This window comes from Thioclava sp. FR2, assembly GCF_051200875.1.
GTDB lineage: Bacteria > Pseudomonadota > Alphaproteobacteria > Rhodobacterales > Rhodobacteraceae > Pseudotabrizicola.
Genome location: NZ_CP195191.1, coordinates 633,506 through 646,369, shown reverse-complemented (window position 1 = coordinate 646,369; position 12,864 = coordinate 633,506). Strand labels below are relative to the sequence as shown.

Annotated in this window: 14 protein-coding genes; 7 read left to right on the top strand and 7 right to left on the bottom strand. The window is 61.8% G+C overall.

The window, feature by feature from the left end:
- Window positions 1-80 precede the first annotated feature (80 nt).
- Window positions 81-1,217: an amidohydrolase gene (locus tag ACSBLW_RS03065; protein ID WP_435258771.1), complete on the bottom strand. Its 1,137-nt coding sequence runs from the start codon at window positions 1,215-1,217 to the stop codon at window positions 81-83.
- A 138-nt stretch (window positions 1,218-1,355) separates the two neighbouring features.
- On the opposite strand from ACSBLW_RS03065, the gene surE reads away from it, so the two are divergent.
- From surE to ACSBLW_RS03050, 3 genes are all read left to right on the top strand, one after another.
- Complete coding sequence (gene surE, locus ACSBLW_RS03060) at window positions 1,356-2,141, top strand: 5'/3'-nucleotidase SurE (protein ID WP_435258770.1); 786 nt, start codon at window positions 1,356-1,358, stop codon at window positions 2,139-2,141.
- Complete coding sequence (locus ACSBLW_RS03055; RefSeq protein WP_435260030.1) at window positions 2,141-2,800, top strand: protein-L-isoaspartate(D-aspartate) O-methyltransferase; 660 nt, start codon at window positions 2,141-2,143, stop codon at window positions 2,798-2,800. The genes surE and ACSBLW_RS03055 overlap by 1 nt, the downstream gene beginning before the upstream one ends.
- A gap of 80 nt (window positions 2,801-2,880) precedes the next feature.
- Window positions 2,881-4,059 carry a peptidoglycan DD-metalloendopeptidase family protein gene (locus ACSBLW_RS03050; protein ID WP_435258769.1) on the top strand — a complete coding sequence of 393 codons (1,179 nt, stop codon included), beginning with the start codon at window positions 2,881-2,883 and terminating at the stop codon, window positions 4,057-4,059.
- Window positions 4,060-4,190: 131 nt separating this feature from the next.
- On the opposite strand, the gene ACSBLW_RS03045 is transcribed toward ACSBLW_RS03050, so the two are convergent.
- The 4 genes from ACSBLW_RS03045 to ACSBLW_RS03030 all read right to left on the bottom strand — a co-directional run bounded on the left by ACSBLW_RS03045 (window position 4,191) and on the right by ACSBLW_RS03030 (window position 6,740).
- Complete coding sequence (locus ACSBLW_RS03045) at window positions 4,191-5,030, bottom strand: ATP-binding protein (RefSeq protein ID WP_435258768.1); 840 nt, start codon at window positions 5,028-5,030, stop codon at window positions 4,191-4,193.
- Window positions 5,027-5,944, bottom strand: a complete 918-nt coding sequence (gene tatC / locus ACSBLW_RS03040) for a twin-arginine translocase subunit TatC (RefSeq protein ID WP_435258767.1) — start codon at window positions 5,942-5,944, stop codon at window positions 5,027-5,029. Before tatC ends, ACSBLW_RS03045 begins: the two co-directional genes overlap by 4 nt.
- Window positions 5,944-6,450, bottom strand: coding sequence for a Sec-independent protein translocase protein TatB (tatB, locus tag ACSBLW_RS03035; RefSeq protein WP_435258766.1), 507 nt, complete (start codon window positions 6,448-6,450; stop codon window positions 5,944-5,946). Before tatB ends, tatC begins: the two co-directional genes overlap by 1 nt.
- Before the next feature lie 74 nt (window positions 6,451-6,524).
- Window positions 6,525-6,740 (bottom strand): twin-arginine translocase TatA/TatE family subunit, encoded by a 216-nt coding sequence (locus ACSBLW_RS03030; RefSeq protein WP_435258765.1) that lies wholly within the window; start codon window positions 6,738-6,740, stop codon window positions 6,525-6,527.
- Window positions 6,741-6,939: 199 nt separating this feature from the next.
- On the opposite strand from ACSBLW_RS03030, the gene ACSBLW_RS03025 reads away from it, so the two are divergent.
- Both ACSBLW_RS03025 and ACSBLW_RS03020 read left to right on the top strand, forming a co-directional pair.
- Window positions 6,940-7,335, top strand: a complete 396-nt coding sequence (locus tag ACSBLW_RS03025) for a hypothetical protein (RefSeq protein ID WP_435258764.1) — start codon at window positions 6,940-6,942, stop codon at window positions 7,333-7,335.
- Between the two features lie 31 nt (window positions 7,336-7,366).
- On the top strand, window positions 7,367-8,050 hold the full coding sequence (locus tag ACSBLW_RS03020; RefSeq protein WP_435258763.1) for a helix-turn-helix transcriptional regulator: 684 nt from the start codon (window positions 7,367-7,369) through the stop codon (window positions 8,048-8,050).
- On the opposite strand, the gene ACSBLW_RS03015 is transcribed toward ACSBLW_RS03020, so the two are convergent.
- Together ACSBLW_RS03015 and ACSBLW_RS03010 are read right to left on the bottom strand one after the other, a co-directional pair.
- Window positions 8,047-9,138, bottom strand: a complete 1,092-nt coding sequence (locus ACSBLW_RS03015; RefSeq protein ID WP_435258762.1) for an ABC transporter ATP-binding protein — start codon at window positions 9,136-9,138, stop codon at window positions 8,047-8,049. The two genes, ACSBLW_RS03020 and ACSBLW_RS03015, sit on opposite strands and share 4 nt — an antisense overlap.
- A 59-nt stretch (window positions 9,139-9,197) precedes the next feature.
- Window positions 9,198-9,977: an SDR family oxidoreductase gene (locus ACSBLW_RS03010; RefSeq protein WP_435258761.1), complete on the bottom strand. Its 780-nt coding sequence runs from the start codon at window positions 9,975-9,977 to the stop codon at window positions 9,198-9,200.
- A 157-nt stretch (window positions 9,978-10,134) separates the two neighbouring features.
- Between ACSBLW_RS03010 and ACSBLW_RS03005 the strand changes: the two genes are divergently transcribed.
- Complete coding sequence (locus tag ACSBLW_RS03005) at window positions 10,135-11,139, top strand: Hint domain-containing protein (protein WP_435258760.1); 1,005 nt, start codon at window positions 10,135-10,137, stop codon at window positions 11,137-11,139.
- A 60-nt stretch (window positions 11,140-11,199) separates the two neighbouring features.
- A complete protein-coding gene (locus tag ACSBLW_RS03000; protein WP_435258759.1) occupies window positions 11,200-12,798 on the top strand; it encodes a peptide chain release factor 3 in 1,599 nt (532 codons plus the stop codon).
- The last annotated feature ends 66 nt before the right edge of the window (window positions 12,799-12,864 follow it).

Genomic DNA, 12,864 nt, shown 5'->3' with positions numbered 1-12,864 from the left:
TGCGAACAAGATAGCCCTCCCCGCCAGAAATTCACCTACCGCCGCCGCGCGACCACTGTGCGGGAATGCGCGAAGCCGCGCTAATCCAGCAAATCCTCCACCAAGGCCGTAAACACAGCAACACCGACCGGAATGATTGCATCAGGGAAATCATAGTTCGGATCATGCAACGCCGGATGCTGCTCTCCCGCGCCCAGCAGGAACATCGCCGACTTTGTTCCGCTCCCGCCAAAACGCCCGAAATCCTCAGATGCCCGCATCGTTTCTGCGGGGCCAAACGGGGTTCCCGTTTCCAAAAGGGCCTTCTCTATCCGCGCGACGGCCTCGGCATCGTTATGGCAGGCGGCAAAATCGTCGTGCCAGTCTACCATCAACTCCAGCCCATGTGCCGCAGCCTCCGCCTCGGCCAGGCGCATGACTTCCGCCCTCAGCGCAGCCATATCTGCGTCCAGCATGCAACGTAGCGTCAGAAACACCTCGGCCTCGCCCGGCGCGATGCCAAAAGTCGGCTCTCCGATCCGAACATGGGTCAAGGTCACCAACCGAAAGCCCGGAACCAGCGCCTGATCACGGCTAAGCGCCTGCACCGCAGGCACCAGCGCCAAAACGGCGGGCACGGGCGAAAGTCCAGTCTGCGGCGTGGCCGCATGGGCCGTGCGCCCCAAGAACCGCAACCGCAGCCCGACCGAGGCGCAATTCGAAGGCCCCGCGGAAACACGCGCCGCACCCAAAGGCTGGCCCGGCATATTGTGCAGCGCAAAGGCCCAATCCGGGCGCAAGGCCGCAAAGGCCGGATCGGCCAAGACCGCCGCGGCACCCGAGCCGTCTTCCTCGGCAGGCTGGAACAGGCAGACCAGCCGCCCCCGCGCCAAAGGCCGCAGCGCCACCTTCTGCGCCACGCCCATCAGAATGGCCATATGACCGTCATGACCGCAAAGATGACCGCGCCCCGGAAGCAGGCTGGCATGACCTACGCCTGAGGTCTCCGCGATGGGCAAGGCATCCAGTTCCGCCCGCAGCATCACGGTCGGCCCTTCGCCGCGCCCGTGGAATACCGCTGCCACACCATGCCCACCCAGACCTTCAATCACCTCGGCGGCTTGAAGCGATTGCAGCTCTTTCGCAATCAAGGCGGCCGTTGCCTGTTCAGCGCGCGACACTTCCGGGTGGCGATGTAAACTGTGGCGCAACGCAATCAGGTCTGAAAGATCGGTCATCGTCGGCTTTTCCCGCTGGTATCCAGCCCCCAGACAAGGCGGCTTGGCTCAGCTCTGTCAAGGCAGAACACCAAACCTTGCGCGCCGCCCTTGCCGCTTGCGGCCTGCTCGTCTAATCAAGGGGAAAGGGACGATTTCATGCGCATTCTGATCACCAATGATGACGGCATCAACGCTCCGGGGCTGGAGGTTCTGACCGCCATCGCCCAGGAAATCGCGGGGCCAAACGGCGAGGTCTGGACCGTGGCCCCCGCCTTTGAACAATCGGGCGTCGGTCATTGCATCAGCTATTCCCACCCGATGATGATTGCCCGCCTGTCCGAGCGCCGTTACGCCGCCGAAGGCAGCCCCGCCGATTGCGTGCTGGCCGGGATCTATGACGTGCTGGACGGGGCAAAGCCCGATCTGGTGTTGTCGGGTGTCAACCGGGGCAACAACGCTGCAGAGAACACGCTTTATTCCGGCACCATCGGCGGCGCGATGGAAGCCGCCCTGCAAGGCATTCCTGCCATTGCCATGTCGCAATTCCTTGGCCGCGGCACCGAGGATCTGGATACGCCGTTTCAGGCCTCGGCCACCCATGGCGCCAATGTTGTTCGCAGCCTTTTGGACAAAGGCCTGTGGACAAATGACGATTACCGCGTCTTCTACAACGTGAACTTCCCACCCATGGCCGCCCATCTGGTCAAGGGCATCAAGGTCGCCGCTCAGGGCTTTCGGCGCGACACGTCATTTTCGGTTGAACCCAACCTCTCCCCCACCGGGCGGCGCTATCTTTGGGTCAAAGGGGGGCCTCAGCACCGCCCGACCCTTCCGGGCACAGATGCGGCGGTGAACCTTGACGGCTATATCAGCGTGACACCGATGCGCGCCGATCTGACGGCCCATGATCTTCTTTCAGATCTTGAGGCGCGGCTGGCATGATGGGGGAAGGCGAACCCGATACCTCGGACGCCGAACGCAAGATGCGGTTTCTTTATGCACTGCGCTCTCGGGGCGTGACAGATGGCCGGGTTTTGACGGCGATGGAGCGGATCGACCGCGGCCAGTTCGTGCGCGGCCATTTTGCAGACCGCGCCTATGAAGACATGCCGCTTCCCATCGCCTGCGGTCAGACCATCAGCCAGCCCTCGGTCGTGGGGCTGATGACACAGGCACTGAACGTGCAGCCGCGCGACACGGTGCTAGAGGTCGGAACAGGTTCGGGCTATCAGGCCGCCATCCTCAGCCAGCTTTGCCGCCGGGTCTATACGGTCGACCGCCACCGCAAACTGGTGGCCGAAGCGCAGCATGTTTTCCGCAACCTTGGCTTGGTGAATATCACGGCATTTTCGGCCGATGGCAGTTTTGGCTTGCCGGAACAGGCCCCCTTTGATCGTATCATTGTGACCGCCGCCGCCGAAGACCCGCCCGGCCCCCTATTGGCGCAACTGAAACTTGGCGGTATCATGGTTGTGCCGGTCGGTCAGTCCGATACGGTGCAAAGCCTGATCAAGGTCACCCGCACCGAGCGTGGTTTCGAATACGAAGAGCTGCGCCCGGTCCGGTTCGTGCCGCTGATCGAAGGGCTGGCAAGTGATTAGATGTGGCTAAGGGTTTACCCTTGGCGAACAGGCGTAACAAAGGGCAGAACATACTGCCCAAGTCAAAGAAGAGGCAGAGCATGACCCCTATTACCCCGCGCGCCCGTGCAATCGGATTTGTGTGCAGCATTGCAGCGCTCAGCGCCTGCACCCCAACCGGACTTGATTGGGATTTGCGCGGCGGCGGCGGGGCGCTCGACACCAGCAATGCGGCATTGCAGGCCACCGCCCGCCGACCTGCACCTGACAGCCGCGGAGTCATCTCTTACCCCGGCTATCAGGTCGTCGTCGCCCGTCGCGGCGATACTGTGGGTTCGGTCGCGGCCCGCATCGGCCTGACACCAGACGACCTAGCCCGCTATAACGCGCTGATGCCAACCGATCCGCTGCGCGAAGGCGAGATCCTCGCTCTCCCCCGCCGGATCGAAGATGGTGGTCGGGTTCAGGGTCTTCCAGCAACCGGCGCAACCATAGGCGCGGCACCGGGCGCGGTCGATGTTTCGGCCATTGCGACAACAGCGCTTGACCGCGTAGGCACCCCCACACCACCCGCCGCCACGACAACGCCCCGCACCGCCTCGGAACCGGTCCGCCATCAGGTGCGTCGCGGCGAAACCGCCTTCTCCATCGCACGGCTCTACAATGTCTCCGCCAAGGCGCTTGGCGAATGGAACGGGCTTGGCACCGATCTCGCCGTGCGCGAAGGCCAGTACCTGATCATCCCGGTCGCCAATGCGCCCGCCCCGGTCGGTGCTGCCGCGGCCTCGGCCCCCGGCGCAGGCTCGCCCACACCGGTTCCGCCGTCGGCCACCAAACCCCTGCCTGCTGAGAAAACCACCCCCGCCGCTGAAAAGCCCAAGGAGGCCCCGGCTTCCCCCAATCTCGGCAGCCAGCAGACCTCGGCCAGCGCGTCAAAGATGCAAATGCCCGTCGCAGGGGCCATCATCCGCCCCTATGCCAAGGGCAAGAATGACGGCATTGACATTTCAGCCCCGGCAGGCACGGCGGTCAAGGCTGCCAATGCTGGCACGGTCGCTGCCATCACCAAGGATACCGAACAAACCCCGATCATCGTGATCCGCCATGACGGCAACATCCTCACCGTCTATGCGGGCGTCGATGCGATCACAGTCAAGAAGGGGGACACCGTCAGCCGGGGCCAGACCATTGCCAAGGTCCGTGCAGGCACCCCTAGCTTCCTCCATTTCGAGGTCCGCCGTGGTGTCGACAGCACGGATCCGATGCCATTCCTGCAATAATCGCCACCAAGGCGCCGCCTTTATCTTGGCTTAAATATCCCGGGGGTCAGCATTTTGGCCTCGTCCAAAATGCGAACAGGGGGCAGAGCCCCCTTCCTTCGGCGACTCGGCACGCGGCGCAATCTCTCTTATCAGATCCGCACGCCTTCACGCGCCGCAAGATCGCAGAAGAACTGCCAGGCCACCCGGCCAGACCGCGCCCCACGCGTCGCCTGCCATTCGATCGCCTCGGCCCAAAGCCGGTCTTCACTGATGGCCACGCCATAGGCTGCACAATATCCCCGGATCATGTCCAGATACTCATCCTGACTGCAGGGATGGAAACCCAGCCAAAGCCCAAACCTGTCCGACAGGGAAACCTTTTCCTCCACCGCTTCCGATGGGTTGATCGCGCTTGACCGTTCATTCTCGATCATGTCACGCGGCATCAGATGGCGCCGGTTGCTGGTCGCATAGAACAGCACATTTTCCGGCCGCCCTTCGATCCCGCCATCCAGCACCGCCTTCAGCGATTTGTAATGCTGGTCGTCATGGCTAAACGAAAGGTCGTCGCAAAATAGAATGAACCGCGCCTCTGTTCCCCGCAAATGGGCCAGAAGGCGCTGCACCGATGGCAGGTCTTCTCGGCTCAATTCCACGATCTTAAGGGGCAGGCCTTCCGTGACGATCTTGGCATGAACCGCCTTGACAAGGCTCGATTTGCCCATGCCGCGCGCGCCCCAAAGAAGCGCGTTGTTCGCAGGCAGGCCCTTGGCGAAATGGCGGGTGTTTTCCAAAAGCGTATCGCGCGAGCGGTTCACGCCCACCAAAAGGCTGATATCGACGCGGCTGACCTTCGCCACCGGCTCCAGACGGTCGGGTGACGTATGCCACGCAAAGGCATCGGCCGATGAAAAATCAGGGGCGGGCATGGGTGCCGGGGCAAGGCGCTCCAAGGCCTCGGCAATACGGGTCAGCGCGTCGTCAGTCATGCGGTCTTTTCTTCTTCCGTGTCGTCGTCCTCGTCTTCCCACAGACCTTGAGCCCGCAATTCAGCCTCGCGCTTCGTTTCGATCCGGCGGATCAGGAAGATCGAAACCTCATAAAGCGGATAAACCGCGAAAAACAGGATCATCTGGCTCATGACATCGGGTGGCGTCACCAGCGCGGCCACGATCAGGATCATCACCACCGCATATTTCCGCATGCCGGCCAGTCCCTTGGACGAAATCAACCCTGCCTTGCCCATCAGCGTCAGCAGAACCGGCAACTGAAAGCAAAGGCCAAAGGCGATGATCAGCTTCAAGGACACATCCAGCGTCTCGTTGACCTTGCCTTGGAAAACGATGCTGATGCCTTCGCTGGTCGATCCCGTGTCGGTGACAGCCTCACTGATCGCATCGGCTGGCACTTCACCCACCAAGGCCGGGATCAACCCGGTCAACACCGAAGATGCATCGGCAAAGCCCAGAAAGAAGTTCATCGCCAAGGGCGTCACGACGTAATGCGAAAAGGTCGCCCCGATCATGAACAAAACGGGCGACGCAATCAGAAACGGCAGAAACGCGGCCTTTTCGCTGCGATAAAGACCCGGTGCGATGAACCGCCACAGTTGATAGCCGATAACTGGAAAGGACAGCGCAAGGCCGCCCACCATCGAAATCCGCACCAGCGTAAAGAAATATTCCTGCGGCGCCGTGTATTGCATCACCGGATTGGGATTGCCCAAGGCCCGCATCGCCTCTTCGATCGGGCGCAACAGGAACCGCAAGATCGGGTCGGCCACCACAAAGCACAGAACCATCGCCACGATAAAGGCCACGGCCGACCAGATCAGCCGGTTACGCAACTCGGCCAGATGTTCGACCAGCGGGGCGGAACTGTCTTCGATTTCGTCTTTGGTCATCAGGCTTCTGCCTTCGGAGGAGGAGTGGTCGGCGCAGCGTCAGCCGCCGGAGCCGGATCAGCCGGTGTCTCGCCCGCCTTTTTCAGCTTGTCAGCCGCATCCATCGCCGCAGCCTTGCGCGCCGCCTGCTTTTCGGCCAGCGCCGCAGTATTCGGCCCGCGCGGCTTTTCTTCGGCAACGGCAGATTCCGCCGGTTTTGCCGGGGTCGAGGGCCGGGCCGCATTCTTCATCGGATCCCATTTCTCAAACTTTTCCGCGGCTTCGCGCACCTTATCAAGGCCCATCGACTTGGCCGAGGTCGCATCCTTCAGATCCTTGGCCACATCCTTGACGCCCGCCTCATCGGCAGCGGCCTCCATGGCGCGGCTGAATTCGCGCGCCATCGCCCGCATCTTTGCGGTGAACTTACCCATGCTGCGGAACAGCTGCGGCAAGTCTTTCGGACCGATCACGATCAACGCGACGACGCCGATGACCAAAAGCTCGGACATCCCGAGATCGAACATGGTGGGCTCCGTTCAGGACTAGCGGAAACGGCCCCGGCACCTTTGCACAGGGGCGGTTCGGTCAAGGCCTGGGATCAGGCCTTGTCCTTCTCGGTTTCAGGCGTCACGTCCTTGGCAGCATTGGCCGAGGCGTTTTCGATTTCCTCGGTGCCATCCTTCACGCCCTTTTTGAAGGCGGTGATGCCCTTGCCCACTTCGCCCATCAGGCCCGAAATCTTGCCGCGTCCGAACAGGACCAGCACCACAACGGCGATAAGAAGAAGGCCGGGAAGGCCGATGTTGTTCAGCATGTCAATTCCTCCTGCTGGGCCGCCCCTTCCTGTGAAGGTCAGCCGCTTATCCTTTCCAATACCCGCCAAACCTGCCGCTTCCTAGGCCAATTCGGCACCGAAAACCGGGCGGTACGGTCATGTAGCTGACAGCTATATGTCAGTTGCCCTCTGCGAAAAAGCCCTCACGGCGATTCATGCCGCAGAATGGAGATAACGAATGATGAAGATACTTTTTCCTGCCCAGACGGGCTTTGCCACGCCCTTTGCCCCGGCCGATTCCGCCCGTGCGGCCTCTGGTGCCGATACGATGGTCAGCCCGGTTCTCGAAATGGTCAGCTTTCGCTTAGAGCAAGGCGCAACTGACACGGCATTTCTGGCAGCCGCCAAGGCGACAGAGGCTCCGCTGCGGTGCCAGCCAGGCTTTCTGCGCCGCAGTTTGGTTGGCGCGCCCGATGGCACCTGGACCGATCTGGTGGAATGGACCGACATGGGCGCCGCACAGGCGGGGGCGCAGGCAATGATGGCCGAACCCGCGTTTCAGCCCTTCATGGCGCTGATTGACATGGGTTCGGTCAGCATGGGGCACCCCGTCATCCGGTGGCGGATGGATTGACGGCGGCCACCACAACCGCCACTTTCGCGCCATGAGACGCACCGACCGCCTGTTTGACCTGATCCAGATCCTGCGCGACGGGCGTTTGCACCGCGCCAGCGAAATGGCGGATAAGCTTGAGGTCTCGGTTCGCACCATCTGGCGCGATATGGCCACCTTGATGGCCAGCGGCCTTCCTGTCGAAGGCGAGCGCGGGGTGGGTTACATCCTGCGCGCGCCGATCACCCTGCCCCCGATGATTCTAACCGGGTCCGAACTGGAGGCGCTGCGCCTTGGTGTCCGGCTGGTGGCCGAAGGGGCTGATCCCGGCCTTGCCCGGGCCGCGCGGATGCTGGCGACGAAAATCGCCAGCGTCACCCCGGCCCCGCCAGATGACGACGAAGACGATCTCTTTGTTTTCACCGGCCAAGAGGCCAAACGCGCCTCCCCGCATCTGCCTCTGATCCGCCGCGCCATCCGCCAACATGAACGGTTGACCATCACCTACATAGACCCAGAGGGCCGCGAGACCCATCGCGACATCCGCCCGCTGCAACTGGAATTCTGGGGCCGCGTCTGGACCCTTGCCGCATGGTGCGAGGCCCGTCAGGACTTTCGCGCCTTCCGGGTGGACCGGATCGTTGCCTTGGATGAAACCGGAGAAACCTTCCCGCTGGAAGACGGCAAACGCCTAGAGGATTATCGCGCCCGACTGGCGGCGGAAAACGCGCCTTAAATACCTTTGCGGGCCGGAAAGACGAAACAGCGGTCGCGCCGGATCATCAGCCACAACACCGTGCCCAGTTTCGGCAAGAACACGCCCGGCACACTGGTCGTCAGGATCGAACCGTCAAAATCCATCCGGAAGTCGACAAGGCTTTCCCGCCCCAGATAGCGCGCCCGCGTCACCGTTCCGCGCGCTGGCGTGCCGTCTTGCGGCGTCGGGTTCGGCCCACGGCCCGCCCGGTCAAAGTCGATCTTCAAATGCTGCGGGCGGATCACAATCTCCACCTCGGCCCCATCCGGATGGCCCGGCGTCAAAAAGGCCCCGAACGGGGTTTCCGTCAAAGCCCCTTTAGAAACGCCTCGGATCACGTTGATATCACTAAAGAAAGCCGCCGCAGCCTTATCTACCGGAGCGTTATAGACGTTATAGGGCGCGCCCATCTGCACCATGCGACCAGCCCGCATAAGCACAATTTCATCGGCCATCCGCATCGCCTCATCCGGCTCATGCGTCACAAGCACCACGGCGGTGCCTTCCTCTTTCAGAATGTCCAACGTGGTGTCACGAATGCCATCGCGCAACCGGTTATCCAGCCCCGAAAACGGCTCATCCATCAACATGACCTTGGGCCGGGGTGCCAAGGCACGGGCCAAAGCGACACGCTGCTGTTCCCCACCCGAAAGCTCGTGTGGATGTTTTGCCCCAAAGCCCGAAAGGTTCACGCGCTCCAGCAGCTCATGCACCCGCGCCGCCTTGACCACCTTGTCTCCCTTCAGGCCAAAGCCGACATTCTGCTCAACCGACAAATGTGGAAACAGGGCAAAGTCCTGAAACATCAGCCCGACCGACCGCTTTTCGGGCGGCAAATGCCGCCCCGGCCCGGCCATTTCATCCCCGTCAATCAGAACACGCCCCTGATCGGCCCGTTCCACCCCGGCGATCATCCGCAGCGTCGTAGACTTCCCGCACCCAGACGGGCCCAACAGACAGGTCACCTGCCCCGGCAGAACCGACAAAGAGACATCGTCCACAACCTTGCGCCCAGCAAAAGCGCGGCTCAGATGCTCGGCAACAAGACGGGGGCGGCTTTGCGGCATGGTATCCTAGCGTTTCTCTCAGGCTTCCCCTAACAGTCCAGCCGCCACCCGTCCAGCCATCAGATCGTCGCGTTGATCGCGCCACCATCCAGAAGCAGATTCTGCCCGACGATAAAGCCCGCATGCTGACTGCACAGAAAAGCGCAAGCCGCGCCAAACTCGCCCGCAGTGCCATAACGCCCTGCCGGAATCGTCGCTGCCCGCTTGGCGCGCGCGGCTTCCATGCTGATCCCTTCGGCCTTGGTCACGCCCGTATCCAACGCAACGGCACGGTCAGTGTCGTGAATCCCCGGCAGCAGGTTGTTGATCGTGACACCATGCCTGGCCACTTGCCGCGCCGTCCCTGCGACAAAGCCCGTCAGACCCGTGCGCGCCGTATTGGAAAGGCCAAGCTGCGGAATGGGCGCCTTGACCGACCCCGAGGTGATGTTGACCACGCGTCCCCAGCCCTTGGCAATCATTCCCGGCAGCGCCGCCTGCATTAAGGCAATCGGGGTCAGCATATTGGCATCAATCGCCTTGATGAAATCGTCGCGCGACCAGTCCGACCACAGGCCCGGCGGGGGCCCGCCTGCATTTGTCACCAGAATGTCGATCCCTTCCGCCGCGGCCAAGACAGCCGCCCGGCCTTCTTCGGTGGTTACATCGGCCGCAACAGTCGTGACTTTCACCCCAAAGCGCGCCCGCAACTCTGCTGCTGTCGCCTCCAGCACCTCAGCCCCACGCGCATTCAGCACGACATCCACGCCAGCCTCGGCCAAAGCCTCGGCACAGCCCCGACCAAGCCCCTTGGACCCTGCACATACCAACGCCCGCTTGCCTCTGATCCCCAGATCCATCCGCCTGCTCCTTCTTGCTGTTCGCCTTTGGTTTAGCAGGGATAGACCGGCTGTTGAAGGCGAAGCCGTTGACGCAAAGGGCAGTTCCCCGTATTTGGAAAAAAGGCGGGCTCTGGGGCGCCTGTCAAAATCATGATTTTCAAAACGAGACCGTTGAATGACCTCTTCCGAGGACCATGTTCCCGGCCATACCTGTCAGGTTTTCGCAGCGGATGACATCTATGTCATCCACGGGGTGAACGCAGGCGACGGCCTCGGCACGCCAGACATGGTCTGTGAAGGCGACATCTACGCCCTTTCCGACGCCGCCGCCCCGATGCGCCTTGTGCTGTCCCACGGCGCAAATGGCGAAACCATCGCCCGAGGCAGTCAAGTCGGCACGCCCGGTGAACAGACCAAATTGTCTGCACGCTATACGTTGATGGCCTCTGACGGCACGATGCTTGACCTTTTGTTCCTGCAACTTGACAGCGGGCCAAGCGTCGCCCTGCCGTTATCACCGATGGGGGGCGATCTCGATTACACGCTTGTGGCCATCGAGGACGATCCCGAACCTGTGCCTTTGGCTGATCTCGTCTGCGTGTCCTTTGCCAGCGGCACCATGATTTCGCTGGCAGATGGCCGCCTTTGCCCGATTGAAAATCTGCATCCGGGGGATCGGGTGCTGACCCGCGATCACGGCCCACAGCCCGTGCGGTGGCTTGGTAAGGCCACGCTGCGAGGGGTAGGTTCTTTTGCCCCAGTGGTCATCACCGCGGGCACCCTTGGCAATCTGGGCGACCTGATCGTCAGCCCGCATCACCGCATCTTCCTCTACCAGCGCAACCGCCGCCCCGGCATGGAAACCGCTGAAATCCTGATCCAGGCCAAACATCTGATCGACGATGACAAGATCTTTCAGCGTCAGGGCGGCTTTGTCGACTATTTCAGCATCGTCTTCGATCATCATGAAATCATCTATGCCGAAGGCGTTCCCGTAGAAAGCCTGATGGTCAACGATGCCACGGTCCGCCACCTGCCCGCCGAAATCGCGGCGGAAGTCCGGCAGCACTTTCCCGGCCTTGCGCAGTCACAGCATTTCGGCACCGAAGCCAGTCGCCAGATGCTCGACTATGTCGGGCGCGATGCGCTTTTGGGCCGCCCGAAACGCAAAGACGGCTAACAGGGCAAAGCGCCTCACGGCCCAGTGGACGGCTGCCAATCTTTAGGCTACTAGCCGCGCATGCTAGACAATCGCCCCACCCTCCCGCCTGAAATCGCCCGCCGCCGGACCTTCGCGATCATTTCGCACCCCGACGCCGGAAAGACCACGCTGACGGAAAAGTTCCTCCTGTTCGGGGGCGCCATTCAGATGGCCGGTCAGGTGCGCGCCAAGGGTGAGGCACGGCGCACGCGCTCTGACTTCATGAAGATGGAACAGGAACGCGGCATCTCGGTCTCCGCTTCGGCGATGTCGTTCGAATACGGCCAGTTCCGCTTCAACCTCGTCGACACCCCCGGCCACTCGGACTTCTCCGAAGACACCTACCGCACCCTGACGGCGGTTGACGCGGCGATCATGGTGATCGACGGGGCAAAAGGCGTCGAAAGCCAGACGCGCAAGCTGTTCGAGGTCTGCCGCCTGCGCGACCTGCCAATCCTGACCTTCTGCAACAAGATGGACCGGGAAAGCCGCGACACCTTTGAAATCATCGACGAGATTCAGGAAAACCTTGCGATTGACGTGACACCCGCCTCCTGGCCCATCGGCATGGGGCGCGAATTCATCGGCGCCTATGACCTCTTGCATGACCGTCTGGAAATCATGGACCGCGCCGACCGCAACAAGGTGGCGGAATCGATCAAGATTTCCGGCCTTGATGATCCGAAACTGGCCGATCACGTCCCCACCGACCTTCTCAAGAAGTTCCGAGAAGAGATTGAAATGGCGCGAGAATTGCTGCCAGCCTTTGACCGTCAAGCCTTCCTGCATGGCGCCATGACGCCGATCTGGTTCGGCTCGGCCATCAACTCTTTCGGCGTCAAGGAATTGATGGACGGCATGGGCGAATTCGGCCCCGAACCACAGCCGCAAAAGGCCGCTGAGCGCGCGATTTCTCCTGAGGAATCAAAGGTTACCGGGTTTGTCTTCAAAGTTCAGGCGAACATGGACCCAAAGCACCGCGACCGCGTGGCCTTTGTCCGTCTCGCCTCGGGCCATTTCGAACGCGGCATGAAGCTTCTGCACGTCCGGTCGAAGAAGCCTATGGCCGTGTCGAACCCTGTGCTCTTCCTTGCCGCCGACCGTGAACTGGCCGAAGAGGCTTGGGCCGGCGACATCATCGGCATCCCGAACCACGGCCAGCTCCGCATCGGCGACGCCCTGACCGAGGGCGAGGCGCTGCGCTTCACCGGCATCCCCTCCTTCGCGCCGGAACTTCTGCAAGGCGTCCGCGCGGGCGACCCGATGAAGGCCAAGCATCTGGAAAAGGCCCTGATGCAATTCGCCGAGGAAGGCGCGGCCAAGGTCTTCAAGCCCATGATCGGCTCGGGCTTTATCGTCGGCGTCGTGGGACAGCTGCAATTCGAGGTTCTGGCCAGTCGGATCGAACAGGAATACGGCCTGCCCGTCCGGTTTGAACCCTCGCAATTCACCTCGGCCCGCTGGGTTCAGGGGCCAAAGGCAGAAATGGACAAACTGATCAACGTCAACAAACAGCACATCGCGCTGGACAATGACGGCGACACGGTCTTCCTCACCCGCCTACAATGGGACATCGACCGCGTGATCCGCGACTATCCCGACCTGAAGCTGACGGCGACGAAAGAGATGATGGTCTGATCAATCATGGGTCGGGCTTCACCCCGACCCCTATCCGTCGTGACCTTCTGCAAGTTGGGGCGGCCC